Origin of the sequence: Mucilaginibacter litoreus (assembly GCF_042676805.1) — a bacterium.
Classification (GTDB): domain Bacteria; phylum Bacteroidota; class Bacteroidia; order Sphingobacteriales; family Sphingobacteriaceae; genus Mucilaginibacter; species Mucilaginibacter litoreus.
Map to the genome: position 1 here is coordinate 112,044 of NZ_JBHTHZ010000011.1, position 26,474 is coordinate 138,517.

22 protein-coding genes and 1 tRNA gene are annotated in these 26,474 nt (G+C 41.4%); 14 read left to right on the top strand and 9 right to left on the bottom strand.

The features are described from left to right. Nucleotides 1-100: 100 nt before the first annotated feature. Nucleotides 101-1,039: a tRNA epoxyqueuosine(34) reductase QueG gene (gene queG / locus ACFQZX_RS12670; RefSeq protein WP_377115849.1), complete on the bottom strand. Its 939-nt coding sequence runs from the start codon at nt 1,037-1,039 to the stop codon at nt 101-103. Nucleotides 1,040-1,175: 136 nt separating this feature from the next. On the opposite strand from queG, the gene ACFQZX_RS12675 reads away from it, so the two are divergent. Together ACFQZX_RS12675 and ACFQZX_RS12680 are read left to right on the top strand one after the other, a co-directional pair. Then, nucleotides 1,176-1,559, top strand: a complete 384-nt coding sequence (locus ACFQZX_RS12675; protein ID WP_377115851.1) for a SpoIIAA family protein — start codon at nt 1,176-1,178, stop codon at nt 1,557-1,559. Between the two features lie 11 nt (nt 1,560-1,570). Continuing rightward, entirely contained in the window at nt 1,571-1,819 is a 249-nt protein-coding gene (locus tag ACFQZX_RS12680) for a hypothetical protein (protein ID WP_377115853.1), read from the top strand. Nucleotides 1,820-1,845: 26 nt separating this feature from the next. Here ACFQZX_RS12680 and ACFQZX_RS12685 read toward each other — a convergent pair whose 3' ends face one another. The 5 genes from ACFQZX_RS12685 to ACFQZX_RS12705 form a co-directional block, all read right to left on the bottom strand. After that, complete coding sequence (locus ACFQZX_RS12685) at nt 1,846-2,319, bottom strand: nuclear transport factor 2 family protein (RefSeq protein WP_377115855.1); 474 nt, start codon at nt 2,317-2,319, stop codon at nt 1,846-1,848. 61 nt (nt 2,320-2,380) lie between these two features. After that, nucleotides 2,381-3,250: a polysaccharide deacetylase family protein gene (locus ACFQZX_RS12690; protein WP_377115857.1), complete on the bottom strand. Its 870-nt coding sequence runs from the start codon at nt 3,248-3,250 to the stop codon at nt 2,381-2,383. A gap of 122 nt (nt 3,251-3,372) precedes the next feature. Continuing rightward, the gene (locus tag ACFQZX_RS12695) at nt 3,373-4,578 is read right to left on the bottom strand and encodes a Gfo/Idh/MocA family protein (RefSeq protein ID WP_377115859.1); all 1,206 of its coding nucleotides are present in this window, start codon (nt 4,576-4,578) and stop codon (nt 3,373-3,375) included. A 98-nt stretch (nt 4,579-4,676) separates the two neighbouring features. Next, nucleotides 4,677-5,699 (bottom strand): Holliday junction branch migration DNA helicase RuvB, encoded by a 1,023-nt coding sequence (gene ruvB, locus ACFQZX_RS12700; RefSeq protein WP_377115861.1) that lies wholly within the window; start codon nt 5,697-5,699, stop codon nt 4,677-4,679. A gap of 280 nt (nt 5,700-5,979) precedes the next feature. Then, the gene (locus ACFQZX_RS12705; protein ID WP_377115863.1) at nt 5,980-6,426 is read right to left on the bottom strand and encodes a winged helix-turn-helix transcriptional regulator; all 447 of its coding nucleotides are present in this window, start codon (nt 6,424-6,426) and stop codon (nt 5,980-5,982) included. Nucleotides 6,427-6,521: 95 nt separating this feature from the next. On the opposite strand from ACFQZX_RS12705, the gene ACFQZX_RS12710 reads away from it, so the two are divergent. Beyond that, nucleotides 6,522-7,265, top strand: a complete 744-nt coding sequence (locus ACFQZX_RS12710; protein WP_377115865.1) for an SDR family oxidoreductase — start codon at nt 6,522-6,524, stop codon at nt 7,263-7,265. A 299-nt stretch (nt 7,266-7,564) separates the two neighbouring features. Here the strand turns inward: ACFQZX_RS12710 and ACFQZX_RS12715 are convergent, their stop codons facing one another. Further along, nucleotides 7,565-9,613, bottom strand: a complete 2,049-nt coding sequence (locus ACFQZX_RS12715) for a six-hairpin glycosidase-like protein (protein ID WP_377115867.1) — start codon at nt 9,611-9,613, stop codon at nt 7,565-7,567. Between the two features lie 898 nt (nt 9,614-10,511). Between ACFQZX_RS12715 and ACFQZX_RS12720 the strand changes: the two genes are divergently transcribed. The 4 genes from ACFQZX_RS12720 (at nt 10,512) to ACFQZX_RS12735 (ending at nt 17,316) form a co-directional block, all read left to right on the top strand. Further along, nucleotides 10,512-11,618, top strand: a complete 1,107-nt coding sequence (locus ACFQZX_RS12720; RefSeq protein WP_377115869.1) for a glycoside hydrolase family 43 protein — start codon at nt 10,512-10,514, stop codon at nt 11,616-11,618. A gap of 345 nt (nt 11,619-11,963) precedes the next feature. Then, nucleotides 11,964-15,116 (top strand): SusC/RagA family TonB-linked outer membrane protein, encoded by a 3,153-nt coding sequence (locus ACFQZX_RS12725; RefSeq protein ID WP_377115871.1) that lies wholly within the window; start codon nt 11,964-11,966, stop codon nt 15,114-15,116. Between the two features lie 4 nt (nt 15,117-15,120). Further along, nucleotides 15,121-16,974: a RagB/SusD family nutrient uptake outer membrane protein gene (locus ACFQZX_RS12730; protein ID WP_377115873.1), complete on the top strand. Its 1,854-nt coding sequence runs from the start codon at nt 15,121-15,123 to the stop codon at nt 16,972-16,974. Nucleotides 16,975-17,202: 228 nt separating this feature from the next. Continuing rightward, nucleotides 17,203-17,316 (top strand): DUF5712 family protein, encoded by a 114-nt coding sequence (locus tag ACFQZX_RS12735; RefSeq protein ID WP_377115899.1) that lies wholly within the window; start codon nt 17,203-17,205, stop codon nt 17,314-17,316. Nucleotides 17,317-17,600: 284 nt separating this feature from the next. Here ACFQZX_RS12735 and ACFQZX_RS12740 read toward each other — a convergent pair. Both ACFQZX_RS12740 and ACFQZX_RS12745 read right to left on the bottom strand, forming a co-directional pair. Continuing rightward, nucleotides 17,601-17,687 (bottom strand) — tRNA-Ser (locus ACFQZX_RS12740). A gap of 83 nt (nt 17,688-17,770) precedes the next feature. Further along, nucleotides 17,771-19,837, bottom strand: a complete 2,067-nt coding sequence (locus ACFQZX_RS12745) for an HD family phosphohydrolase (RefSeq protein WP_377115875.1) — start codon at nt 19,835-19,837, stop codon at nt 17,771-17,773. A gap of 112 nt (nt 19,838-19,949) precedes the next feature. Between ACFQZX_RS12745 and ACFQZX_RS12750 the strand changes: the two genes are divergently transcribed. The 7 genes from ACFQZX_RS12750 (at nt 19,950) to ACFQZX_RS12780 (ending at nt 26,150) form a co-directional block, all read left to right on the top strand. Next, nucleotides 19,950-20,807, top strand: coding sequence for an SPFH domain-containing protein (locus ACFQZX_RS12750; RefSeq protein ID WP_377115877.1), 858 nt, complete (start codon nt 19,950-19,952; stop codon nt 20,805-20,807). Nucleotides 20,808-20,812: 5 nt separating this feature from the next. Further along, nucleotides 20,813-21,349 (top strand): hypothetical protein, encoded by a 537-nt coding sequence (locus ACFQZX_RS12755; protein WP_377115879.1) that lies wholly within the window; start codon nt 20,813-20,815, stop codon nt 21,347-21,349. A 6-nt stretch (nt 21,350-21,355) separates the two neighbouring features. Next, a complete protein-coding gene (locus ACFQZX_RS12760; protein WP_377115881.1) occupies nt 21,356-21,526 on the top strand; it encodes an Arc family DNA binding domain-containing protein in 171 nt (56 codons plus the stop codon). A gap of 84 nt (nt 21,527-21,610) precedes the next feature. Continuing rightward, the gene (locus ACFQZX_RS12765) at nt 21,611-22,789 is read left to right on the top strand and encodes an acetyl-CoA C-acyltransferase (protein ID WP_377115883.1); all 1,179 of its coding nucleotides are present in this window, start codon (nt 21,611-21,613) and stop codon (nt 22,787-22,789) included. Nucleotides 22,790-22,849: 60 nt separating this feature from the next. After that, nucleotides 22,850-23,770 carry a hypothetical protein gene (locus ACFQZX_RS12770; protein ID WP_377115885.1) on the top strand — a complete coding sequence of 307 codons (921 nt, stop codon included), beginning with the start codon at nt 22,850-22,852 and terminating at the stop codon, nt 23,768-23,770. A gap of 111 nt (nt 23,771-23,881) precedes the next feature. Next, complete coding sequence (locus ACFQZX_RS12775; protein ID WP_377115887.1) at nt 23,882-25,384, top strand: POT-type proton-dependent oligopeptide transporter; 1,503 nt, start codon at nt 23,882-23,884, stop codon at nt 25,382-25,384. Between the two features lie 34 nt (nt 25,385-25,418). Then, nucleotides 25,419-26,150, top strand: coding sequence for a polyprenol monophosphomannose synthase (locus ACFQZX_RS12780; protein ID WP_377115889.1), 732 nt, complete (start codon nt 25,419-25,421; stop codon nt 26,148-26,150). The last annotated feature ends 324 nt before the right edge of the window (nt 26,151-26,474 follow it).

Here is a 26,474-nt window from a genome sequence, read left to right on the forward strand (position 1 = left end):
AAATGATTTTATTGCAAGAAGTCACGAAGCAATCTTATACAAACAAGAAGGCATGATGAGGTTGCTTCGTTTCTTATTATACTTTTTTTACAAGGATCAGTTAAATTTCAACCTTTAAAAAGTTGATATTCCTTTTTAAACCGTCGAACTTGGTGCGTTTTACGGCAGAGTTTTTAAACACTTTCTGAAAGACTTCAGTCGTTATATCTTCCCAATCCTGCTTTTTAAGGCCATGCAGATCGGGATGGGGATCAAAGGCTGGCTCGTTATGTAATACCGAAAAACGGTTCCACGGGCAAACGTCCTGGCATACGTCACAGCCAAACATCCAGTTATCCATTTTACCTTTAAATTCGGCTGGGATCTCGTTTTTTAGTTCGATGGTAAGATAAGAGATGCACCTGCTGCCATCAACTATATAAGGCCCTACAATGGCATCGGTAGGGCAGGCATCAATGCAACGGGTACAATCACCGCAATGGTCGGCCGTTGGCGCGATATCGTAAGCCAGTTCTATATCAACTATCAGCTCGGCCAGAAAAAAGAATGATCCGGCTTTTTTACTAATCAGGTTAGTGTTTTTCCCTATCCATCCGAAACCAGCCTTTTTAGCCCAGGCTTTATCTAAAACAGGTGCAGAGTCTACAAAAGCCCGCCCGCCAACCTGTCCTATCTGATCATTAATAAATTGCAATAGCTGCTGTAGTTTGTCTTTTATAACCGTATGATAATCAGTACCATAAGCATATTTAGATATTTTAGGGGCAGCAGGGTCAAGTTGAATGCTATCAGTATAATAGTTTAAACCAAGTGATATGACTGATTTGGCACCGTCTACAAGTAAGCGCGGATCAAGGCGCTTATCAAAGTAATTTTCCATATACTTCATTTCACCGTGCATTCCCCGGTTAAGCCAGTTTTCCAGCTTTGGGGCCTCTTCTTCTAAAAACTCAGCCTTGGATATGCCGCAAAATAAAAAGCCCAGGTTTCTAGCCTCGGTTTTTATCAGCTCAGAATATGCCGACAGTTTTTGCTGCATGTACAAAGATAAACAATACCAGCCTTTTTATTGATGTACTTTTATTGCAGTTGGATAAAAGTTTAAATAAGTGGTAAAAAAATTTCTTTTTAAACAATAGTGCCATTTTTGATATTGTAATATAAAACTTAACACAATGCTGAAATACATTAATGACCTTGAACCACATGTAGTAGGCATACATGCCGAAGGTGAAGTCACCAAAGAAGATATGGAAAAAGTTTTGCTGCCCCGCATAGACGAGTTGGTGCAGCGTCAGGGTGAAATAAACTACCTGCTTGTGCTGGAAACTGATGTGCAGAACTGGACTGCCGGCGCCTGGTGGGATGATATGAAAATGGGTTTAAAAAATTTTACTAAATGGAATAGAATAGCTGTTGTAAGCGACCAGAAAGGTGTGCAATGGTTCAGTGATATTTTCAGGTTTATGGTACCGGGTAAATCAAAGGGCTTTGCATTAGATCAGCTTGATGAAGCTGTTAAATGGGTTAGTGAAAAGGATCAAAAACAATCATCTTAAATATAAAAACTATGGAAAACAATAACGGGGGTTTTGACCGTGCTAATGATCAGGGCCAGAACCATGACACGCAAGGGAATATTGAAAATGTAGATAATGAAACATTAAAGCAGGAAGATAGCGATCTTGCTCAGGAAATACCTACAGTTACGCCTGATACTGAAAATGTTGAGCCTAATGACACACCTGAACAAACAGGTGAAGAGCAGGAAGAAAACTCATCAAATAAAGGACAGGGACCATCAGGTGAAAATCTTTAAATAAAATAAACCCGCTTAAGGCGGGTTTATTTATTATGATACAATTTGGGGTTGGTATAGGTGGCTTCCCTGATTATTTTACCATCCTTTATAGTAAAGATGCTGCAGTAGCGAAGGTCGATACGCACTGGGTCGTTAGCCTTGGTTCTTAAACCGGTAGCGTCGTACTCAACTACTACTAAACTGTCAGTAACTATCATATCATCAACCAGGTACCTGGCATCAGGCGATACATAAAACATTTGATGAAACATCTGGTCAGCACCCTGCCTTCCATAGCTTTCACCATCCCGGTCGGCAGTTGTAATTTTTGCACTATCTGCATACTGCGCTACAATTCCTTTTAAATCATGAGTGTTCAGATATTTAAAATGTTCTTCAATTACCTGTCGTGATTGATCACCTCTTGATGTGTCCGCAGGCTTTTCTGACGGATTATGACAGGATGTAAATACAATAAGACCTAACGCAGCTGATGCCGTACGAATGTGAATGCCCATGCGTAAAAGTAACTAAGATGTGTTAAACAAAAAAGCCCTTCAATAAGAAGGGCTCATCAATTTAAAAGCTGTTCCTGATGCTATTACTTAATGTTTTAGCGCTCCAGTAACCGCTATCTAATATTCTGCGGATGGTAAACATTGGCTCATTAGGGTCGCGCTTTTCGGCTAACTGAAATGCGCCGATGAAGCCGCGTTTTTTCAGTTCAGGAATGCCCTGAGCATTCCAAAGTCCAAACGGATAAGCAAACCAGGTGATCTTTTTGCCGGTTATTTCTTCAAGCTTTTTTGTTGGTTTATCCAGTTGGATTTCCCAATCCTTACCCTGGAACTTTTTAAAATTGTGATGATCCCATGTATGTGAACCAATTACATGGCCCTTATCACTTAATTCTTTGATCATCTCCTTGGTCATGTAATGCGGGCGGCCAATAGATACTGTCATAACAAAAAACACACCTTTAAAGCCGTACTTTTTCATTTCAGGCGCGGCGATGGTGTACTGGTCAAGATCGGTATCGTCAAACGTCAGCATAATTGGCTTGGATGGCAGCTCTGCACCGTTAACCAGGTAGTTATAAAGCTGATCGGGAAGAATTGTATGATAACCGCTATCAGCAAGCATTTTCATGTGCTCCTTAAATGCAGCGATTTGTACAATATAATCCTTAGCTCCTTTAGAGTCGGTAGGTTTCCAATCGCGTATCTGGTGGTAACAAACCACAGGTACTTGCTTACGGGCCATTACTGCAGCCTTGTCAATAGGTCCTTTCGCGATTTTTGCTTCTGGTGATTTAGTATTGTCACTGGCTGTTTCAATGCGCGCAGCACTATCTTTTTTTACGGTATTCTCTTTTTTTGCAGCGTTAGACTGGCACGACATCATACCGGCAACAACTAATGTAAGTAGGGGTGTAAAATGCTTCAACATATAAGTAGCTATAATCAGGGCGCTAAAATAGTTATTTCAACAGGCTAATATTAACTGTTAATAAAATTTAATGCGTTTTTAATTTAATAAATATATCTAAGTATAAACTGTGGTACTATCTGTTATAATACAATCCTTTTACCTTCAGCAATTGATCGTTTGGCGGCATCCAGAATTTGCATAACAATCATGTTATATTTCAAAGATGAGCGGTCGGTTATACCCTTTAACCTGTTATTTACCACCATTTCCAGATACGAAACCGGGTTATCATTTGGCGCAGACAATGGCGGGGCCACAATATTACTTACCGGAAATTTGTCTTTATGAACAACTATATTGTCTTTATCAAGAGCATGCATATACCCTTCATCCCCAAAAACTTCCAGGTCTTTTATTGAAAAAGGCCAGTTCCAGGAAGCTTCTATAATCCCTGTTGCTGTTGGATATTCAACAATAATGGTAGCATCATCTTCTACCTTTGGATAGGTTTGCGGTTTATAATGGCGCGCAACGGCAGTAACGGCAACAGGGCGTTGCCCGTTCATCAGCCAGGTCATGAGGTCTGCACCATAGCAGCCAAAATCATTTAAAGCGCCTGCTCCGTTCATAGCCGGGTCGGTTAGCCAGTTGGTAAAATCCTTACTGCATCCAATTTCTTTGGGACCCTGGTGCCCATCGTGAACTATCATTTTACGTATCTGGCCAAGGCTGTCTTTTGCTGCGACATCATATATGTGCTGGTAAGACGGATACCAGGTAGTTTCATAATTAGTAAGAAGCTTTATATAATACTTTAATGCAAGAAACTCCATCCGTGACGCTTGTGCCAAAGTAGCGGCAAGTGGCTTTTCAACCATCACTGATATACCTAAAGGAGCGCACACTTCTACAATATCGATATGTTTGGCTACAGGGTTATATCCCAGTACAACATCAGGCTTTTTAGTAGTAGCCATTTTTTTCAGGTCGTCAAAAAAAATAGAGTCAGGTAAACCATATTGTTCTTTGTAACGTGCCCTTAATTTTTTATCAGCTTCGGCAATACCAACAATATTTACCCGCCCGTTTCGGTACTCGGCAAGAATATTATGCACATGATCATGCGATAAGCCTGCAATACCTAATTTTAAAGAACTCAAAAGGGCTTGTTTAGTTACAGCTAAGGTACCTGGCACTGGTTTGGCTGTTACAGGTACAGGTATCTGGGGAGTGGTTTTACCAACTTGCTGCGGAGTGGTTTGCGCTACAGAAATATACATACATGTACACCATGCAATTATCGTGCAGGCAAATGCTTTTAAGAATTGTTGGCTTGTATTATTCATAGATAATAAGTAGGTAAATGTTGAAGTGCGGTAAAGTTAATCACTGCTTTGCATTTAGATGCAATAAAATAAAAAAGCTGAAAGCATGGTCAATGCTATTAAAATAATGAAGGATTACCGCCTGATTTAATACGCCCAAGATGTTTGTAAGCGCTTTCAGTGGCTTCTCGGCCACGGGCGGTGCGCATTAAAAAGCCCTCTTGTATCAAAAACGGCTCATATACTTCTTCCAGGGTACCCTCTTCTTCGCCAACAGCTGTTGCAATTGTTTTAAGCCCTACCGGACCGCCTTTAAACTTATCTATAATGGTAGCTAATATTTTGTTATCCATTTCGTCGAGGCCGTGCTCATCAACGTTAAGGGCATTAAGGGCATATTTAGCTATATCGGTATCAATTTTGCCGGTACCTTTAATTTGAGCAAAATCGCGGGTGCGCCTTAACAAGGCATTAGCAATACGTGGAGTACCACGACTGCGGCGGGCAATTTCATAAGCACCTTCATCGCTTATTGGTGTGCGCAGTATGGATGCAGATCTTAAAACTATGGTGGTAAGTAATTTGGCATCGTAATATTCTAACCTGCTGTTTATGCCAAACCTTGCGCGTAAAGGTGCGGTAAGTAAGCCGGAACGGGTAGTTGCCCCTATCAGTGTAAACGGGTTAAGTGATATTTGTACAGAACGGGCATTAGGGCCGCTTTCTAACATAATATCAATCTTAAAATCTTCCATAGCAGAATAAAGGTATTCTTCTACCAGCGGGCTTAAGCGGTGTATTTCATCTATAAATAGAATATCGCCTGTTTCCAGGTTGGTAAGTAATCCGGCTAAGTCGCCTGGCTTATCTAATACCGGCCCCGAGGTTATTTTGATACCCACGCCCATCTCGTTGGCAATAATATGCGAGAGGGTAGTTTTACCAAGTCCTGGTGGGCCATGCAGCAACACATGATCCAGTGCTTCACCGCGCATGCGGGCTGCCTGAACAAATACTTTTAAATTAGCAAGAATCTTGTGCTGGCCCGTAAAGTCTTCAAAAGCAGCAGGCCGTAATACTTTTTCTATATCACGTTCAGCAGGAGAGAGGTGTTCGCGTTCTGGATCAAGATACTCATTCATTGCCAACGAAATTAGTATTTTTTAGTTAAAAGGATAAGCTGGAGGGAAAAAAGGTTTAATGTAGCAACTTTAGGCTTGAAATTTCAGATGTGTTTAAAGAAAACAAATGCTCAGACCTTTTAATGATATTATTAGTACAGTTATAAGTAAACTGTGATCAGTTTCTTATCATTTTTGTTGATGTTAACTTTAGGCGACACACTAAAATGGGATAAGTATCGGGCGCGACCATGCATGTCAAGCCTCGCCATTTAAACTAAAAATACAAGTCATAATACCTCTACTTAAGGTCAATGTTTTGGTTCTCTATGAGGGATTCACGTTTGCTCCTCAATTTGTCCTGCAGCTCGGTAATTGCTTTCTTTTTATTTCTATTAATTTCCTCCAACAATGTTTTAGGACCGCCATGCGGGTTATACCTGGAGCCCCAGTTAAGAATTTCTACCATGAGAGGTATCATTTCAATACCCTTATCAGTTAGCAGGTACAGGAACTTTGAAGCATTTTTAGGAGAGGTAATTTTGAAAACAATCCCTTCGTTTAAAAGTAAATTCAGCTTTTCTGTAAGTACAGCAGAAGATATTTTTTCATCTGACGCGCGAAACTCCAGGAAAGAATTCTTTCCGTTAAACATTAGATCCCGTAAGATTAGAAGCATCCATTTATCGCCAAAAATCTCTACCGAATAGTTGATGGGACATGACGATCTTCTTTCGATTGTTTCCATATTGTCAAAATGATAAGTAGTTTATATTTAAAACTACTTTTAAATATATTTGTAGTTTTAAAAACAGACTGCAAATTTAACTAAAAAATTTAATTATGGATTTTACGAATAAAAACGTCGCTATAACCGGCGGCACCACAGGCATAGGCCTGGCAACAGCAAAAGCATTTATAACCGCAGGGGCAAATGTTTGGATTACAGGAAGGAATGCCGATAACCTGCAAAAAGCAGCCGCACAAATAAATAACCCGAAATTATTTACAGTGGTTTCAGACACTTCAAAGACTGAAGGCATCTCAATACTCGAAAAAGCAATTTCTGAAAGTGGGCAGCAATTAGATGTGCTGTTCCTTAACGCGGGTATCGGGGTATTTGAGCCAATGGAAAAAGTAACGGAAGAGAACTTTGATGCACAGTTTAACACCAACGTTAAGGGGCATTTCTTTACATTACAAAGATTACTTCCTTACCTGGCAGATGGAGCCGCGGTGCTATTTACATCCTCAACAGCGGCCACCGCTGCTAATGCCGGGTCTCTTGTTTATTCTGCCACAAAAGGCGCATTGAATAAGATAGCTCAAATTGCGGCGAATGAATTGGCTGCAAGAAAAATCCGTGTTAACATCGTTAGTCCGGGGCCCGTTGAAACACCTGGTTTGGATACTGTAATACCAGCAGAGGCAAAAGGTTTCTTAGCCGGTGCTACAGCGCTTCAACGTTTAGGTAATCCTGACGAAATTGCTAAAACGGTATTGTTCCTGGCCTCAGATGCCGCAAGCTTTATAACAGGAACAGAGATTGTTGCAGATGGGGGATATTTGAACTATGCGCTAAAATAAGCTTATATTATAGCTGAGGAAGGAGTTTCCTGTCCATCATCTTAACGTCTCTGAAGGTGATCATGGGGATGGTGCAGCTGTTATCAGAACATTCCTGTTTTATTCGCCGCTCGCCTGGTACTCATTGGCGGGCTCATCAGTTCCACCGTGCTAACGCGACTGGTCACCCCAGCGTCTATAAGCTCATCAACCCGGGTATTGAACCGGTTGTTCAGAACGTCTGCTTGGATGGGGGTGCCGGCAAAATATTTACTCATATTAAGGTTTGCAGCAGGGTATTTGCCCTGCTGCTTCTTGAGTCAGTTAAGCGTTACAGCGATTTTGCTACCTTCGGCTATGATCTTTTGCAAAATGGCCTTGCCATTTGTCTTGATGGTAACCTTTAACTTACTTTTTGTCCTTTGCACGTGAATATCGAATGTAGTACCAAAGGCATTGATCTGGTCAAGTTCGGTATGGTCCCACTGGTCAGGTAGGTGTGGTGCCAGGGTAAAAGATTTGAAGCCGGTTGGTTCAAGGCCCAATAGTCCTTCCGTAAATATCCTGCAATACAATGCGCTCTCCGCAGACAGATGTGCCATACCGTTCTCTGGCCAGGCTTCCACTGCATATGGCACACGAAATCCGGTAAGCCGGGTTTTCGAGTAAGAAAGCAGGCGGTCCAGGCTTTTGTTGGCCTCGCCGGCTTTGAATGCTCCCCGGAAGGCATATAAGGTCCACCGGTCCCAAAATACTTGTTGCTTTTTAGGGTCGCCGCCACCTTCTGTCAGGACACCGTTTGCTGACCACAGTTCGTTAAAGAGCGCGTCGAGTGTACCTTGTTTGCGTTCATTCAGGCCAACTACCAGCGGCAGACATATCCAGCTTCTGAGGGTCGTATTCTCCTTGTAATAACGATATGTTTTCAAGCCGTTCATATCCGCGCCGAAATATTTTTCGATCGCGGTTGACAGCCGCGCTGCGCGTGCTTCAAGATCGGTGGCATAAGATGCCGGTTTGTTCATCGCCCGGGCAAGCCTGGCCGCCTGAATCAATGCGCCATAATACAATGACGACGTAGAAAGATTGGCAGACCCTGAAGGAAACCGCCCTTCCAATTCATCACTTTCAGAAGCGACGATACCATCAGCAGTCGTTCTTTTTTTACAGTAGTCAAGACACCAGGTGATCAACGGCCAAAGTTCGTTAGCTTTATTTTGATCTCCGGATGCCAGCAGGAAATGTGTAGCGCCGAACGCGATCATCGCTGCGTCGCCACGGTCGCGCTTACCAAATGGGTAGGTGACGTCCATCTCAAAGGATGCCCATATCTTGCCACCATCCTTCGGGATGTTATTCTGAAAGATCCGGTAAGCATTCATTGCAGCGGTGATACCTTTCTGGTAGCCGAGGTAGGGGAAAAATGGGCCGCTGTATTCGGCCTGGTCATTTGCCCAGATCCCTACATAGTAATTGCCTCCGCCCGGTGAATGTACCAATCCATATTTTGATTTGAAAATGCTTTCTGCTGCACGAATCTTGGAAAAGTAAAACAGGGTGTTGAGGTTTGGGTCAGGTGTTCTCAAAATGAGATTACGGGACATGGTATCCAGGAAACTGTCCCGTCCGGCCTCGGCGTCAGGCAGCCGAAGAGCAGGTATCGGCTCATCGTTCAGGCTCGCTGTAAAATATATGGCGAATGACATCTGCTTATGTGGCTCAATTGTTATCATTTTCGGCGCATCGGTATATATTTTCCGATGATAAGTTCCATGATAACCCGCTTCTTCTTGCTCCAGCTGCGTTGGTCCAACATTAAGCGTTTGCGTCGTATCGGCAGTGTTGATCAATATCCATTTCTCCACGAACATCCGTTCGCTCATGGACGGGAAAAATGACCGGATCACGCGAATACCATTTCGGGCTTCAAAATAAAAACTGATTTTCCCGTTTATCCGGACAGAATCCAGCGGACCGCATTCAAACTTTTTCCGGTTGTTGGTCATAACAGGAAGGATATTATCTTCATACTCGTCACGCAGGTAGGCGCGATAGATGGATTCGTCCGATCGGCTAAACTTCCTTAATTGTGGAAAGATAATATCCCGGGTGATTTTTAGTTGCTTCCGTTTATTGACACTGTACCTGATGATACCAGACACAAGCGTACCGGACATTTCTATATTATCATGGTGTGGCAGTCGGTTCTCTGTAGAGACATCCCAGGTTGTGCTATGCTGATTGCTGATCTTCCAAAAAGTCTCGTTCTGATGCTGAAAGTCCTGAGCGGCGGCACGAAACTGAGGCGTTAGCAAACTGATGATGAGCAGCGCTGCAAAACTCTTTGCATAAAGGGTTGGTAAATACATTAAATAATATTTTATGTATGCCAAGTACAATTTTTTTATCCGGATTTCCAATTGTGTAAGGTGAAAATTTCGGTTTTAAACGCTCAGCATATGGTTTATGGTTTTAAATGTTTATACCTATTTTTCTGATCCTGCTTAGGTGTTCAGGTGTTAGCCCCAGGGATGAAGCAATGTAGTATTGAGGCACCTGCTGAACCACTTGCGGGTAATTAGCTTCAAAGTGACTGTGTCCCCATCATAAAGCTTCTAAAGGCAACGACGAACTGCTTATCGGCAATAAAGTCTACAGTCATTTCCTTAAGTATTATACCAGCTGGAAAAATCATCCAAAGTACCAATGAATTCAATTGCCGAGTTAACGTTATATGTATGCCTGGGCTCTAAAGGAAAAACAAAACACCGCAACAGGTAACCTAACAAAGATTGTAGGTTAAACTGCCTAAAATCAGACGAAAGTGCATAACATAAGTTTTACCTATTTGACTAATCTTTAGTTAATATTATGATTTGCCCTTGACTTAAGGTTAATCAAATTTTGTTTCACAGTTAACTGTAAGGGCTTCTTATTATAATCTATTGGAATGCTTATTAATACAGTTTGTGATAAATGAAGTATAAGCAATTACTGCTGCAATCAGCTTAAAATAGGTCCTGTTTTTAAATTCAGTAGAGTTTTCTTTTTGATTTTTAAGGATTTATCACATTGTAAATTGCTGTCTTTTAGACATTTATTAATTTTAGAAGTTTGATTTTTATTGGTAATAGGCTTCGTTGAGCATGCCGTATGCCTTTCGTATCTACATTTGGTTACCGATTATAATGACGCCGGCGACGCAAAGGTTTTCGATAGATTGATGCGCCTTGTCTTTTTAACCATATAAATTACTTATCACTATTTATGAGAAAAGGTTTACTTATTTTAATTGTTGCTGCCTTTCCGCTTTTTGTTCAGGCTTGTCAGAAAAACGGTTCGGGTGATACAACCACCAGAAACAATGACGCCGGGCAAAAGGTAAAGTATTTTAAAAACCCGGTAATAGCAGGCGACCATGCAGATCCTTTTGTTGCCCAAAAAGATGGTAATTACTATTTCCTGTCAACAAAAGGAAACAATATTTCCATCATCAAAACAAGATCAATGTCTCAACTGGCTGCCGCCCCTGAAACGGTGGTATGGTCGCCCCCTCAAAATACGGATCACTCAGCCGACATCTGGGCACCCGAGCTGCACTTTATTTCAGGTAAATGGTACATTTACTTTGCTGCAGCGCAAAGCGGCGTTAATGACAGCAATCGCATGTTTGTGATTGAAAATGAGAATGCCGACCCTACAAAGGGTACATGGATATTCAAAGGCAGACTATTTGACCCTGCTGATGATCAATGGGCGATAGATGGTTCTATCCTTACCATAGGAAACAAAAATTATCTTGTATGGTCTGGCTGGGAAAATGCAACTGAAAAATATAAGCAATATATCTATATCGCTGCTATGTCAACCCCTTGGACACTTAGCGGGCCAAGGGTAAAAATATCATCCCCAACTAACGAATGGGAAAAGTGGGAGCCAAGTTCAATTGGTGCCGGCGTTAATGAAGGGCCTATAGTTTTGCAACGTGATGCTAACAGTCCGTTATTCGTTATATTTTCGGCCAGCCGTTATAGCAGCGATAATTACTGTCTTGCTCAAATTCAATTAAAAGCGGGTGGCAATCCATTGGTTGCACAAGACTGGATAAATAAAAAGCAAGTTTTTGTAAGGAATGATAACGCTAACGTTTATGGCCCCGGGCACAACGGCTTTTTTACCAGTAGCCGCAAAGATGACAAAGGCGTATTACAAACCGAAAATTGGTTTATCTATCACGCACGGAACACGCCTGCTATGCCCAACCAACCGAGGACTTCAAGAATGCAAAAACTCAACTGGAATGCTGATGGCTCGCCAAATTTTGGTATTGCCGTTAGTACGGGGACGAATATTCCCATTCCGATAGGGGATTGATTTGAATAACCGGAAGGTTTGAGTGTACCTGACTCAATAGCCTGTTGAGCATTCGTTCTCAAATAACAATAAAGTATGATTTATTAAATGCCTTGCCTTTTAAGGGTAGGATAGCCTGAGCTATGCGCCAATTTTGTTGCTGTATGTGGCTGAATAGCCGGGATTTACAACTAAGAATTAAACCTAATAACCCCTCAAAATATGCATTAAAAAAAAGAGAAGTATAAAATTTTGTCTGAGCCGGACAGTCCGTGATCAGACATTTAAACCAAAGAAGGCTTTGCCAACTGATATTGTGATTTCAGGAAAGCTTTCTTATCACCAATTTCTTAAACCAAATCAATTATGAGAAAACCTTTATATAACAACAAAGGCGGCACCTGCTATCCGGTGATCAGCCTATATACGTTATTTGTAAGTATTATGATCCTTTTTTGTTTGCCCGCACTCGCTACAGCAAACAATAACAATAAAACCACTCCGGAAGTTTTGCCGGTAAACTCAGCGTTTAAAGATATTGAAGTGCGCGGTACAGTTACCGATACCAGTGGGGTGGGTTTACCAGGCGTTGCGGTTTCGGTAAAAGGCCGTAGCGGTTATGGCTCTGTAACAGATGTTAACGGTAGTTACCTGATCAGGGTGCCTGAGGACGCGACCCTGATATTTAGTATGCTCGGATTCATCAGACAGGAAGTACCTGTGCGCTCACGTGAATTTATAGCGGTAAAATTAAAACAAAACGTTGCCCTTTTGAACGATGTTGTGGTGGTAGCCTACGGCACACAACAAAAAACGAATGTTACCGGTGCCCTTACTTCGGTAACTTCTAAAGAATTGTTGCGTACGCCAACAGCCAGCCTTACCAATAGCCTTGCAGGCCGTTTGCCAGGTTTAATAACCATTCAAAGCAGCGGCGAGCCCGGAGCTGATGGTTCTGCGCTTTATATACGTGGTTTCGGCACTTATCAGGGTAAAAGTCCGCTGATACTGGTAGATGGTATCGAGAACAGTATTGATGGAATTGATGCGAACGACGTTGAAACTGTAAGCGTGCTGAAAGATGCGGCAGCCACGGCGGTATACGGTATGAAAGGTGCCAACGGTGTAGTATTGGTAACCACTAAAAGGGGTAAAATTGGTAAACCCGTAATTTCACTTACGGCACAAACTGCGGCGCAACAGCCATTTAATATGCCTAAGTACCTGGATTCTTACGACGCTTTAACACTTTTCAGAGAAGCGTTGAACAATGATGGCCTGAACGCAAATTTGTATACAGACGAATACCTGAACAAATTTCGTGACCGCAGCAACCCAACCTACCAGTATCTGTATCCTAATGTTGATTGGACTAAGGAGCTCATAAAGCCTTATTCCATGATGACCCAGGGTAACCTCAATGTAAATGGTGGCTCGTCAACTGCAAGGTACTTTGTCTCACTGGGTTATTTGAATCAGGCTGGTTTGTATAAATACGACGACCTTAATGCGTATAACATTAATGCTGAGATGAACAAATACAATTTCCGCAGCAACATTGATGTGGACATTACCCCATTGCTTAAGCTGGAATTAAACCTGTCTGACATCGTACGCGATCGGAACTATCCTAATGAAACAGCCGGAGGAATATGGAACCAGTTACGTACTACACCGTCTTATCTCTATCCATTAACTAACCCTAACGGTTCTGTGCCCGGTCAAAAAGATTCGCCGCCTAACCCTTATGGCAGGCTTACTCAATATGGTTATGGTCGTTTCTTTGAAAATACTTTAAGTTCAATTGTTGGATTTACGCTGAAACTACCATTTGTTACAGAAGGATTGAGTTTCAGGACACGATTTGCTTACGACGCACAAAATTATCGGAATATTTTCCGTCAGCGTAATTACTCAACTTACCGGTTCATTATAGATGAAAACGCAACAGACTTGAGCAGTGGCCATTATGAGGAATTAACTACCGGAGATGGGCTGCTTGGTTTTAACGTTGACGCCAATGGCAGCCGCAAATCAACTTTTGAAGCATATTTAAATTACGACAGGACCTTTGCGCAAAAGCATGCCATATCAGGTATGTTGCGTTATAATCAGTCGCAAAGCTTTCAGGCAACTGCCACGGGCGATGGAGCTATCGCGGCGCTGCCTTACAAGCAGCTTGGTTTAGTGGGCAGGCTTAACTACTCATATGACAGGCGGTATGTATTGGAAGCCGATGCCGGTTACAACGGTTCTGAAAACTTTATGAAAGGCAGGCGCATGGGTTTTTTTCCAGCCGTATCTCTTGGCTGGGTTGCATCTAATGAAAAGTTCCTTAAAGATTCAAAAGTTTTCAATTTGTTAAAATTCAGAGGGTCATATGGTATAGTAGGTGTGGACAACAGTGTTGGGCGCTTTGCTTACCTGAGCACTTGGCAAACAGGTAATGGTAGTGGTTACCGCTTTGGTTTAGCTGCCGATGGCGACGGTTATGCCGGTGCCCAGGAAAGCGCTACAGGTAACTCATTCCTAACCTGGGAAAAGTCAAAGAAAGCAAATATTGGTATTGATCTGGAATTGTTTAGAGGCGAGATAGCCTTTACCGGCGATGTTTTCAAGGAGAGGCGTTCGCAGATATTGACCACCGCTACCATTATTCCTGATGTAAGCGGTGTGCAAAACTTGCCGGCTATTAATGCGGGTATAGTTGATAACAAAGGTTTCGAAGGAGAAATCACCTGGAGAAAGCATTTTGGCAATCATAATATCATGGTAAGGGGTTCATACTCTTATGCAACCAACCGCATACAATATGCAGCCGAACCGGTTTATGCCCTTGCATACCGTGGTTTAAAAGGTACCCAGATCAATGAAGCATATGGACTTACCGCATTGGGTTTGTTTAAGGATGATGCAGATATTGCAGCCAGCCCAACACAACAGTTTGGTGCAGTGCGCCCGGGTGATATCAAGTACCTTGACCGTAACGGTGATGGTGTAATCAACAGCCAGGATGAAGGTTACTTAGGTAAGGTAACCACCCCTAAATCTATCATGGGTTTAACGCTTTCATACACATACAAAAGCTTTGATATGAATGTGTTGTTCCAGGGTGCTACAGGTGGTCAGTTGTGGTTAACAGGTACATCGGCCTGGGCTTTTTCAAGCAACAGTTCGGTTTTAGCCGATTACCTGACCGGCCGCTGGACTACAGAGAACCCTGACCCTAACGCGCAATGGCCAAGGCTTTCATCTTCAAACAACGTAAATAATAACCAAAACTCAACCTTTTGGCTGCGATCGTCAAATTATCTGCGTTTGAAAAATGCCGAAATAGGCTATACGCTTCCTAAGACATGGGTGAAACGGGCAGGTTTGTCTAACATCCGCGCTTTTGTAAGTGGTTCCAACATTTACACATGGTCGAAGATGAAAATCTTTGATCCGGAAAGAACCAATGGCTTTGGCGACTATCCTCAACTGCGTGTAATAAACTTAGGATTAAATGCTTCAATGTAACACAATGAAAAATATTTGTAAGCTGCTATTGGCAGTACTTTTAATCAGCAGCACATCCTGCAAAAAATACCTGGACGTTGTGCCTGCCGAATATTCGAGCGAGAACGATGTTTATAATAATATTAACCTGACAGAACAGGCACTTGCGCGCCTTTACAATGCCTTGCCCGACGAAATGCAGGCCTATTTTACTGCAGCCACCGATGAAACCTATCACCATTGGTTTGATAACGGGGAAGCTGTGAATGCCTATAAATACAATTTGGGCAGTTGGAGCACTAATGACAACCCATTGGGCAACTGGTCTGGCAAGTACCAGGATATCAGACGTGCGAATATCTTTATAGAGCGGATTGACAATGTTCCTATTCCACTTGACCGCGAAAGCTATTATGCAATATGGAAACCCCGCTATAAAGCTGAGGCGCGTTTCTTAAGAGCTCAGTTTTATTTTGAGCTGTTTAAACGATATGGCGCCGTTCCGTTATTGACCAGTGCAAAAGATGTTGATCCTGATAATCTGGAAGATACCCAGGTAGCACGCAACTCGGTTGACGAAGTGGTTAATTTCATTACTTCAGAATGTGATGCTGCTGCAGATGTGCTGCCTTTAACACAAGATGGCCCACAGACTGGTCGTATCACAAAAGGTGCAGCACTGGCATTAAAAGCAAGGACACTTTTGTATGCTGCCAGCCCTTTGTTTAACGGTAATCCTTTATATTCAGGCATAAAAAACAAAGACGGAAAAGCACTTTTCAATACTTCGTATGATAAGGAAAAATGGAAAAGAGCGGCTGATGCTGCAAAAGAGGTAATTGATCTTGGGATTTACAGTCTTTACAATCCATTTCCTGATAACCCGGTGCAAAATTATGCCGCGCAGTTTTATACACGCGATTACACGGAAACCATTTTGCCGCGAATAATGGGCAACTCTACAGATATTGATGGTAACTATCTGCCTAACGGCTCGCCATTTAAAGGCAACGGAAAGTTAACGCCTTTGCAGCAATTGGTTAATGCATATGAAATGAAGAACGGTTACCCAATAGATGTTCAGGGATCTGGTTACAGAACCGATGGTTTTTGGAGTGGTGAGCTTTGGGATGGTTTGAAATTTCAGAACGTGAGCAATATCTCTAACATGTATAAGGACCGCGACCCGCGCTTTTATGCCAGTATTTTCTTTCAATATGATGTCTGGCGGTTTGATGCAACCAAAAGGCCCGTAAGGTTGGCGTGGTTTGGCGCTGGCAATGGGGTTACCGATGGATGGGCTACCGGCAAGCCGGGTACTAATCCATGGGGATATAACGTGCGCAAATTCTTGTCGCCAAGTTATGACCGTAATGCAGGTTCAGGTACCGGTACAAGAAATTTTCCTATCTTCAGATTGGCAGAGATTTATCTGAACTATGCCGAAGCGATGAACGAATACCAGGATGCTCCTAATCAAGCTGTTTATCAATATCTTAACATGGTTCGTGGTAGGGTATCTATGCCTGCGCTGCCCATATTACCCGATGATAATACCAAAGAAGGTATGCGCAAGCGTATCCAAAATGAACGCAGGGTAGAGTTAGCTTTCGAGAGCCACCGTTTTTGGGATGTAAGGCGCTGGTTAATTGCTAAAACGGTTGATAGCGGACCGGCGCTTGGTTTAAATGCACGCCCTTCTGCAGCAGAACTACAAGCTACCGGTCTGAATGAAAGCAGCGAAGAAGCTGGTGTGGCCGTATTTTATAAAACAGTAACGCTGCAGAACCGCATTTTTACAGATAAACATTACTTGATGCCAATACCGCAAACAGAGATTGACAAAGATCCAAATCTGGTGCAAAACTACGGTTGGTAAGTGTTATCTTAAATTTTTATTTTCTATCAGATTAAAGCAAATCAACAATGAAAAGCAAGTGTGAGGTTTTCCGCAAGAAAACCCACACTTGCTTTTAACCCTATAGTGAACAAATCATTAGGTTTTTCATTAAATGATTTTAAATATCCTTTTCGACAACAGATATGGTGGTGACCAATCTACCAGATCGCCTTTTGCATATTAAGTTAATTTGCTTCTACGCGATACATACATTCCGTTAAACATACTCTGAAGGTCGGACAGTTTGAAAGAGTAGCTTTTAAGCAGTCGGCCGAATCTTTATTTAATAAGTTATTTTATTACCCGAGGAATGTTGGATGAATTTTTCAGGTATGCGAATGCCTTGAAGAATGGCAGCTATGAGGAGCAGAAGCAAGTGAAAGATATACAGCATGCCTGGCAGGTTGCTTCGATTTAAAAGACGTCTTAACCTTTTTCTTTGCTGAAAACCTTTTTGGAGCCGGGCTATGTCGTTTCGGCTGGGGGATCTGGTACGGATGAGGATTTAAATAAAAAAAAGTTTATTTAATTTACAGTGCTACGGAACCTGAATCAAAAAACAAAACTCCGTAAATCATGGACTTACGGGGTTATTTTTGTTAGGGCGGTGAGGGAGGGATTCGAACCCTCGGTACAGTTTCCCGTACGTCAGTTTAGCAAACTGATCCTTTCGGCCTCTCAGGCACCTCACCGTGTTTTTTTATAAACAATCCCTTTTTTCAGGGACTGCAAATATAGTAATTAGGTAATTCCGTCAAAAAAATAAATCAGATTTTTAATAATCAATTCTCACATGATATATACTCATTAGCATTCGCTTGAAAATCTGTTTTATAGTCTCTAATTCTTTTAAAGTTATATTACTGTCATTCAATTGGTTTTGGTCAAGTTTGTACTTTACAATACGGTCGACAAGGATACCGATCGATTCTTCATCCGGCTCTTTTAACGAGCGTGAAGCCGCTTCAATAGAGTCGGCAAGCATTAAAACACCGGTTTCTTTAGTAAAGGGAACCGGCCCAGGATAGCGGAAAATATTCTCATTAATGAATTTTTCGGGAAAGTTTTTCAGGAATGACTGATAAAAGTAATCCACCCTGGTATTACCATGGTGAGTCCTTATAAAATCAATTACAATCTCAGGCAAGTTGGCTTTTCGTGCCATTTCAATACCCTTGCTTACATGCCTGATAATAATTTGGGCACTTTCTTCATAAGGCAGCTTATCATGCGGGTTAAAACCTGATATCTGGTTTTCTATAAAAAACAATGGGTTTTCCATTTTACCGATATCATGATAAAGAGCACCCGCTCTTACCAGAAGCGCATTGCCACCTATTGCAAAAATTGCATTCTCGGCCAGGTTAGCCACCTGTAAGGAGTGCTGAAAAGTACCTGGCGCACTAAAGGCCATTTCGCGCAGTAAAGATGAATTAGTATTCGTCAGCTCTATTAGTGTAAGCTCTGATGTTATGGCGAAAACCTTTTCAAACAAATAAATAAGAGGATAAGCTAACAGCGTAAGTAATACGCTTACTGCAAATGGTATAAAATCAACCCAATCAATAGTGCTGAAAGTACCTTCCCTTATTAATGCAATACCTACAAATGAGCAGAAATAAGTAAAAGTAATGATGAGGGCCGAAACCAGAAATTGCTCACGCCTGATCAGGTTTTTTATACTGTAGATGGACACCATACCGGCGGTTATCTCATAAAAGGCAAACTCAAAGCTGTTGGGCACAAAAAAACCGGCTATCATCACTACAAGCAGATGTATGTTAAGCGCCAGGCGGGTATCAAATAATATTCTTATAATTATAGGTACAATACAATAAGGTATATAGTAAAAGTTTGGCAACTCCAGCTTTATAGCTAATGAGAGTGTTGCCAGCATAGCCGTTATTACCAGTAAAATAAGGCTAACCAAACGATTGTCATGATAAATATCTTTCCTGAAAAGGTACAGAAAGATCATTAACAGAGTTATAGTAATACCGGTTAACAGAAATTGGCCTAATAATACATATCCGCTGTTACCATTTGTACGCGAGTTGTCTTCAAACGCTTTTTTAAAGGATGCAAGTTTTTGATACGTTTCATCATTAATAACCGTACCTTTTGTAATAATGGTTTCCCCTTTTTGCACCATTCCTCGGGTTATAGATAAGTTATCTGTAACTTCTTTTTCAAGGCGTGCGGTAAGTTTAGCATCGAAGCTGAGGTTGGGCTGTATACGGTCTTGCACAAGGTTTAATAAAAATGCCTTATCCAGGTTTGGCAGCTTGCTTATGGTGGCATCAGCGTAATTTATGGCGCGTTCTATTGTAAATAAATCTACGGTACTTTTATCAACAGCTACATTATTAGTTAGTATAGTAATACCGTAATCTTTACCGGTAAGCTGATATCGGGGATTAAGTTTAAGTATCCCTTTGTCGTAAACCGCGTTAAGAATATTTATACCGGTTTGCAGGTAAATATTCTTTAAATGCTCGTTAAGCCCTGCATTATGCCATTTTATCTCAAAATCGTTTTTAAAGCCTTCCTGTTGTTGCCCGGCCATTTCCGTATTTTTTTGATAAACGGGGGTTACAGTTGCTAAAGCGGCTTTTTTATCGGCTTCTATTTCGGCGTTAGTTTTAAGAATAGCGAAGTTATACGGAGATATCAGGTCCTTTTGGTTCCAAACGCGGCCTTTTTCAAATTCATAGCCAAATTTAGCTTGTTTTGGTAAAGTGTAAACAATGAGTAGTACGCTGGCCAGCATCATCAAAAACTTAACGTTTAGCGCGTATTTACGCAATAATGCCTTTTGCCGTGATGCCGAAAGTTTTGCCATAGTACTGTTTAACCAATCAAAAATAGCATAAGTTTCGGTTTTAAGTAACTCTTCTTGCTTTTATCAATCAAAATGTGATATCTTTATGATATCAATTTAAATCACTTGCATCATGAATTCCGAAAAAGTTATCACAGCACCATCAGGTTACCTGGCCTTTGTTTTAGTACTCATTTTAATTGGGTTAAGCGTATTTTGTTTTTGGGCAGAACAACATGCCATAGGTGCGATTATTTGTGTTATAAACTTTGTTTTTATACTTCCCGGGCTGGCGATAGTTAACCCAAACGAATCAAAAGTGCTTACCTTGTTTGGTAAATATAAGGGTACTGTTAAGCAGGACGGTTTTTTTTGGGTAAACCCATTTACCGTTAAAAAAAAGGTATCGTTAAAAGCTTTTAACCTGAATGGCCAGCAGTTAAAAGTTAATGACAGTGCAGGAAACCCGATAGAAATTGCTGCAGTAATAGTATGGCAGATAAAAGATACTGCAAAAGCTGTTTTTGCTGTTGAGAATTACATACAATATGTAAACATTCAAAGTGAAGCTGCTGTACGCCATTTAGCAAATTCATTCCCTTACGATCATATCGAGGATGAAAATGCGAGTATTACCCTGCGCGGTGGAGCCGAACAAGTAAGCGTAATGCTGGAAAAAGAATTGAACGAGCGATTAGAACGTGCCGGTATCGAGGTTTTGGAAGCCCGTATATCGCACCTGGCTTATGCCCCGGAAATTGCACATGCCATGCTACAGCGCCAACAGGCAGCTGCTATAATATCGGCTCGTAAACTTATTGTTGAAGGCGCCGTAGGGATGGTAGAAATGGCCCTGCAAAAAATGGAAGAAAAAAACATTATTGAGCTTGACGAGGAACGCAAAGCCGCCATGGTAAGTAACCTGCTGGTTGTGCTTTGCGGTGATAAAAGTGTTAATCCAATAGTAAATACCGGTACGCTTTATCATTAATTATTATGAATGATCTGAGAGATTTTAATAACGCCCGCACGTCTGAAATGTTCATCATGCGCCACAATTGGTGGAAACCTTATTACGAGCTGACAGACGGGCAATTCCTGTATGGACGGTTAAGCTACAATGGCGTATTTAAACGGTACGCCATAATAGAAAGCGTTGAGGGCACATTTACTATAAAAAGGAAATCGTTGATTGGCCGTAACATGCTGCTGAATAAGGGAGAGGAGGAAACCATTGGCGAAATGATTCCATCTATATGGAAACGGGATGTAGGTATACAAATGAATAACGGTTTTGAGGCTAATTACCTTTTCAAAAAATTATTCAGCAGGGCGTATACGCTTACCAGCAACAGCTATGGCGATCTGCTTGAAATAAAGCAGGTACCGTTTGGTATAAAAAAGCCCTTTGCCATTACATTCAAAAACGAAACTTATAATACTTTTAAATTTGATGTGCCTTTACTAACAATGATAGGCGTACATTTTATGTTATACAGGCAGGCTCAGGCAGCCGCAGCAGGGGCAAGTTAAATCAATATGGCAGAAAAAAAAGCTTTTGTTTTACGGATAAATCCAGATATGCTCAAGGAAATAGAAGTTTGGGCGGCTGATGAATTTCGCAGCACTAACGGGCAAATTGAATATCTGTTGCAGGAGGCACTTAAGGCCCGAAAAAAATTACCTCGCCGTAAAAAAATTGATGGCTGAGCTATTTTCTTAATTTACTATGCGTGCATAGTAAATTAATTTTTAAATTTGCCGTTTATTATACTACAATTTGTTTTTCATTTTATGAGAGAAGTATATATAGTATCAGCCACCCGTACCCCGATTGGCAGTTTTGGCGGCGCATTAGCTGGTATGTCTGCCACTCAATTGGGTGCAGTTGTTATTAAATCAGCTGTTGAAAAAGCCGGCCTGCAGCCACAGGACATTCAGGAAGTATACATGGGAAATGTACTTTCGGCAAACCTCGGCCAGGCGCCTGCAACACAGGCGAGTATATACGCCGGTTTGCCACATATACCTGCCACAACTGTCAACAAAGTTTGTGCATCTGGAATGAAAGCCGTAATGCTTGCTGCACAAAGTATCGCCCTGGGCGACAATGATATTGTAGTGGCAGGAGGGATGGAAGGCATGAGTAATGTGCCTTATTATCTTGATAAAGCTCGTAACGGCTACCGCCTGGGGCATGGCCAAATTACCGACGGCTTGGTTAAGGATGGCCTTTGGGATGTTTATAACGATTTCCACATGGGCTCTGCTGCTGAGCTGTGCGCTGTGGATTGCAATATTTCGCGCGAGGATCAGGATGCTTTTGCCATTGAATCATACAAACGTGCCCAGAAGGCGCAGGCAGAGGGCAAATTTGCAGCAGAAATCACTCCGGTTGAACTGAAAAACAAAAGAGGTGAGTTAACCTTATTCTCTGATGACGAAGAACCCGCCACTGTTAAGTTCGACAAAATCACCACACTTAAACCGGTATTTAAAAAAGAAGGTACAGTCACTGCGGCTAATGCCTCAACGCTTAATGATGGTGCTGCGGCACTGGTATTAATGAGTAAAGAAAAAGCTGATGCAATGGGCATAAAACCGCTTGCAAAAATTCTTTCTTATGCAGATGCACAGCAATCTCCCGAGCTATTTACTACAGCGCCGGCCAAAGCTTTGCCATTGGCCATGCATAAAGCTAACCTATCTGCAGAACAGATAGATTTTTTTGAGATAAATGAGGCATTCTCTGTTGTGGCATTGGCCAACAACAATATGCTGAAGCTCGATCCGGCAAAAGTAAATGTAAATGGTGGCGCTGTGGCCATTGGTCATCCGCTTGGTGCTTCAGGTGCACGCATTATAGTAACGCTGATAAACGTATTGCAACAAAATAAAGCAAGATATGGTGCCGCAGGCATCTGCAACGGCGGCGGCGGTGCCAGCGCTATCGTTATTGAAAATATAGCCTGACATCAACCTGATTATTATAATTTAGCGCCTTATTTAACGTTATAAGCATCAAACAACTTGATGAAAGGTTTTTTACTAACTCTCATATTCTCTATATACAGTATTACAACGTTTGCGCAGCATTCAGACGAGGCCATCAACCTTAAAAATCTGGGCATATATCAGGATAGCCTGATCTCCCTGGGGAAGAAAATGATAAACAGCCCGGAAGGGATTGAGCGTAAAAACGCAAATTACACATTTATACGGACACTCGTAGCCGCTTTAAAAATACCTCATTCTTTCAATTATAAGTTCGACTCTTTAAAAACCACAAGCATACTTAACTCACCAGATAATCGCTTTCGTGTTTTTAGCTGGCACGTAATGAATCAGGATGGCAGTTACCGTTTTTATGGTACCATTCAAATGAACACCAGCGAAAAATTGTTAATGTATCCGCTTGAAGATTTTACACCATTTATAAAAAGCCCGGCCGATACCGTAACCGATAATAAAAAATGGTACGGAGCACAGTACTATAGAATAATACGTGTTGCAGCATCAAAGCCTTATTACATCTTATTAGGGTGGAAAGGGAATAATGTAAAATCAACCAAAAAGGTTATTGAAGTATTGTCCTTCGACCGCGAGGATCATCCGGTTTTAGGTATGCCTGTTTTTGATGGTGGTAAAACTCGCCCCACGCGTGTGGTGTTTGAATATACCCGGCAAGCCTCAATGTTATTGCGTTATGTGCCAGAGCAAAATCTGATTGTATTTGATCATCTGGCGCCGCCTGACCCAAAAATGAAAGACCAACCGGAGACATTTGGCCCCGACCTTACCTATGACGGGTATCAGCTTAAAAACGGCAGATGGCAGTTAATTGAAGATTTGGATATGCGTAACGTTCCACAAGCGACTGATGAAGGTTATACAGATCCAAAAATACAATCAAGAAAAGATAAAAGTGCTTTGCCATCAGTAAGAAAAAATTAAATTTCTGATTACAGATTTCCGAATTAAAGAGTGACTCACTGTAACACTTTTAGTATTAAATTTTGGTTTGAAAGATTTATATTACTTTAGCGAATTAATTAAAACAGATAAATGGAGGAAAAAACAGCAGAACAGTCTCGGTCAATAGGTAAGATTCCAAGAGCAGTCCCTTTTATTATAGGCAATGAATTTGCAGAGCGCTTCAGCTTTTACGGAATGCGGAGTATCCTTGCTGTTTTTTTGGTGAGTCAGTTTTTTAGTCATGAGAGTGACGTGGTAGCAAACGCTCATTCAAACAGTATTAACCACATGTTCTCTACCCTGGTATATGCTACGCCATTGTTAGGCGCCATCCTTGCAGATTGGTTTTTTGGCAAATATCGTGTTATACTGATAGGTTCATTAATATATACCATCGGGCATTTTCTGCTATCTATGTATGATACTAATTTGGCTGGCTTTCAAACAGGGTTGATTATCATAGCTTTTTCTGCAGGGGCCATAAAATCATGCGTATCCGCAAATGTTGGCGATCAGTTTGATCATAGCAATCAAACACTAATGAGCACAATTTACAGCTGGTTTTATTTTAGCATTAACGCCGGTTCAATGGTTAGTATGGCTATAATTCCAGTTATATATAAAAACCTGGGTGCAGCCTGGGCATTTGGTGTGCCGGGGATATTAATGGCGCTTGCTACGCTTATTTTCTTCCTGGGTAGAAAGTCTTATGTGCGTGTTCCGCCGAAAGGCATTAAACGAGACAATTTTGTTTCGGTAAGTATTTATGCGCTGCGATGCAAAATGTCCGGTAAAGCGCAGGGTGGTAAAAGTGCCTGGGCATGTGCTGAAGAAAAATATGGAGAAGAAAAGGTAGACGGCATTAAGGCAGTATGGCGCGTAATGGCCGTTTTTGCTTTTATACCGGTTTTTTGGTCGTTATGGGACATGAACAGCGCCGAATGGGTTTTACAATCTACCAAACTTAACCTTGATCTTGGAATTTTTGGCTGGCACATCCTTCCATCACAGATACAAACTGTAAATGCAGTATTTCTTTTGATAATGATCCCACTGTTCAACTTCGGATTTTATCCCATAGCAACCAAGTTGGGGTTGAAACTAACCCCATTGCGTAAAATTGGCTTTGGTTTGTTTGTAACAGCATTCAGTTTCGTTATTATAGCGCTATTACAAGAAAAGGTTGACGCCGGTGCTCATCCATCTGTATGGTGGCAAATCCTCGCTTATGCTGTATTATCTGCAGGTGAAGTATTAGTTTCACTGGTGGGGCTTGAATATGCTTATACACAGTCGCCAATATCAATGAAAAGCACCATGACAGCCATTTGGTACTTTACTTACTCTATTGGTTCGTTTTTTAATACCATGGTCAACAATAGTATAGCAGATCATGGCTATTTTAGTCGGTTTACCGGCGCATCATTTTACTGGTTGTTTGTTGGTATTTGCCTGGGTTTTGTGGTTATATTTATTTTCGTAAGCCCGCGTTTAAAAGAAAAAGCATATCTGGCATCGGATGTGTTGGGTAAAGGTTTGGATATAAAGGACGACGAAGTGAAACCCATACATCCGGATAACCCCATTGTTTAATATAAGCTTTATCAATTAATAGTTGCTTTACTCTGTGCCTGATAGTATCGTTATAATACCTACCTATAACGAGAAGGAAAATATCGAGCGAATGATTCGTAAGATATTCAGCCTTCCGCATGATTTTCATTTGCTTATTATTGATGATGGCTCGCCGGATGGTACAGCATCTATCGTAAAAGCACTTCAACTGGACTATCCCGGAAAACTGCACATAGAAGAACGTAGCGGCAAATTGGGGTTAGGAACGGCTTATATACATGGGTTTAAGTGGGCTGTAAAACATCAGTACGATTTTATTTATGAGATGGATGCTGATTTTTCGCACAATCCTGATGACTTGCTCAGATTAAGGCAAGCATGCGTTGAAGGTGCGGATGCGGCCATAGGCTCGCGTTATATAAAAGGTGTCAATGTAGTTAACTGGCCCATGAGCCGGGTGTTAATGAGTTTTTTTGCCTCTGTATATGTACGCTTTATTACAGGTATTGATATTCAGGATAGCACAGCCGGGTTTATGTGTTACCGGCGAAAAGTTTTAGAAACGCTTAACCTTGATAAAATTAAGTTTGTAGGATATGCCTTTCAGATTGAAATGAAATACACGACTATCAAGCATAATTTCAAAGTAGTTGAAGTACCCATCATTTTTACAGATCGTACAGCAGGTACGTCTAAAATGTCATCAGGCATTTTTAAAGAGGCTTTTTTTGGGGTGATACAAATGCGTATTAACAGCATATTCCGTAAATATCCTGAAGGATAAAATAGGGTGCTATAATTATTGATCTTCAAATAACAGGCGCTTTACAACTTCAATTTAAAGTCCTTTGTGCTATAGCCGGTTCGATTTTAATAAGGAGGGTTTTCGTCTTCTTCCACTTGACTAAATTCAGATACATTTTAAAAGGTGAGCGTAATTGTTTAAAATACTACTTAAGTAGGGCCTATTAAAAATTTTAAAAAATAAGTTTGCGAAGTGATGAAAAATTTGCACCTTTGCAGCCCGCCTGAGGGTTGGGGGAGTGAAGGAAGGAAGGGTGTTTGAGGGGTTTAAAAAGGGCCCTGAAAAAAGTTAAAAAAAGGCTTG

Excerpts from the sequence above, each read along its gene's own strand:
- queG (WP_377115849.1), bottom strand. The coding sequence starts at position 1,039 with ATGCAGCAAAAACTGTCGGCATATTCTGAGCTGATAAAAACCGAGGCT.
- ACFQZX_RS12675 (WP_377115851.1), top strand. The coding sequence starts at position 1,176 with ATGCTGAAATACATTAATGACCTTGAACCACATGTAGTAGGCATACAT.
- ACFQZX_RS12680 (WP_377115853.1), top strand. The coding sequence starts at position 1,571 with ATGGAAAACAATAACGGGGGTTTTGACCGTGCTAATGATCAGGGCCAG.
- ACFQZX_RS12685 (WP_377115855.1), bottom strand. The coding sequence starts at position 2,319 with ATGGGCATTCACATTCGTACGGCATCAGCTGCGTTAGGTCTTATTGTA.
- ACFQZX_RS12690 (WP_377115857.1), bottom strand. The coding sequence starts at position 3,250 with ATGTTGAAGCATTTTACACCCCTACTTACATTAGTTGTTGCCGGTATG.
- ACFQZX_RS12695 (WP_377115859.1), bottom strand. The coding sequence starts at position 4,578 with ATGAATAATACAAGCCAACAATTCTTAAAAGCATTTGCCTGCACGATA.
- ruvB (WP_377115861.1), bottom strand. The coding sequence starts at position 5,699 with ATGAATGAGTATCTTGATCCAGAACGCGAACACCTCTCTCCTGCTGAA.
- ACFQZX_RS12705 (WP_377115863.1), bottom strand. The coding sequence starts at position 6,426 with ATGGAAACAATCGAAAGAAGATCGTCATGTCCCATCAACTATTCGGTA.
- ACFQZX_RS12710 (WP_377115865.1), top strand. The coding sequence starts at position 6,522 with ATGGATTTTACGAATAAAAACGTCGCTATAACCGGCGGCACCACAGGC.
- ACFQZX_RS12715 (WP_377115867.1), bottom strand. The coding sequence starts at position 9,613 with ATGTATTTACCAACCCTTTATGCAAAGAGTTTTGCAGCGCTGCTCATC.
- ACFQZX_RS12720 (WP_377115869.1), top strand. The coding sequence starts at position 10,512 with ATGAGAAAAGGTTTACTTATTTTAATTGTTGCTGCCTTTCCGCTTTTT.
- ACFQZX_RS12725 (WP_377115871.1), top strand. The coding sequence starts at position 11,964 with ATGAGAAAACCTTTATATAACAACAAAGGCGGCACCTGCTATCCGGTG.
- ACFQZX_RS12730 (WP_377115873.1), top strand. The coding sequence starts at position 15,121 with ATGAAAAATATTTGTAAGCTGCTATTGGCAGTACTTTTAATCAGCAGC.
- ACFQZX_RS12745 (WP_377115875.1), bottom strand. The coding sequence starts at position 19,837 with ATGGCAAAACTTTCGGCATCACGGCAAAAGGCATTATTGCGTAAATAC.
- ACFQZX_RS12750 (WP_377115877.1), top strand. The coding sequence starts at position 19,950 with ATGAATTCCGAAAAAGTTATCACAGCACCATCAGGTTACCTGGCCTTT.
- ACFQZX_RS12755 (WP_377115879.1), top strand. The coding sequence starts at position 20,813 with ATGAATGATCTGAGAGATTTTAATAACGCCCGCACGTCTGAAATGTTC.
- ACFQZX_RS12760 (WP_377115881.1), top strand. The coding sequence starts at position 21,356 with ATGGCAGAAAAAAAAGCTTTTGTTTTACGGATAAATCCAGATATGCTC.
- ACFQZX_RS12765 (WP_377115883.1), top strand. The coding sequence starts at position 21,611 with ATGAGAGAAGTATATATAGTATCAGCCACCCGTACCCCGATTGGCAGT.
- ACFQZX_RS12770 (WP_377115885.1), top strand. The coding sequence starts at position 22,850 with ATGAAAGGTTTTTTACTAACTCTCATATTCTCTATATACAGTATTACA.
- ACFQZX_RS12775 (WP_377115887.1), top strand. The coding sequence starts at position 23,882 with ATGGAGGAAAAAACAGCAGAACAGTCTCGGTCAATAGGTAAGATTCCA.